General features: G+C 42.1%; 1 protein-coding gene. It reads right to left on the reverse strand.

The genetic code is table 11. The annotated features are described in order from the left end of the window. Nucleotides 1-525 (reverse strand): mechanosensitive ion channel domain-containing protein (locus OSCIL6407_RS31750; protein WP_193789141.1); only part of this gene is annotated, 525 nt, incomplete at both ends.

Raw genomic sequence — 525 nt, forward strand, 5'->3', positions numbered from 1 at the left:
AAGATTAATAATGTTTTCACCTTGGAAATTGGCATTAGGGATATAAATTTCAGAGTGACTATCGATTAAGTACATAGTTGTTACCCGCAGACCAATTTTTTTGATCACTGCCCGCGAACCATCTGACAGAGCAACAACATCGCCGAAACTGAAAGGCGTATCAATCAATAACACTAAGCCACTGAAAAAGTTCGCCAGAATGTCCTTTAAGGCAAAACCGAGGATAAATGCTGCTCCCCCAATTGTTACTAGCAAACCGGATAGATCGAAACCCAATTGCTGTAAAGCTAGCAATCCACCAATGAAATAGGTGAAAAAGGGCAGGATGTTTTGGAGTATGGGTATTAAGACATCATCCCACATTGCTTCGGAGCGGTCGGCATACTGCTTGAGTGCATAGAGAACTACTTGGGTTAGAAGTTGAGCAATCCAGTAAGTTACTATTAAGAAATTAAGTGCACTCAGACCTCTCTGGATTAGCCCGATCGTTACTGGCTGACCGTTAAATTCCAGACTACTTCCCCA

The sequence above is a fragment of the Kamptonema formosum PCC 6407 genome (assembly GCF_000332155.1).
Classification (GTDB): domain Bacteria; phylum Cyanobacteriota; class Cyanobacteriia; order Cyanobacteriales; family Microcoleaceae; genus Kamptonema; species Kamptonema formosum.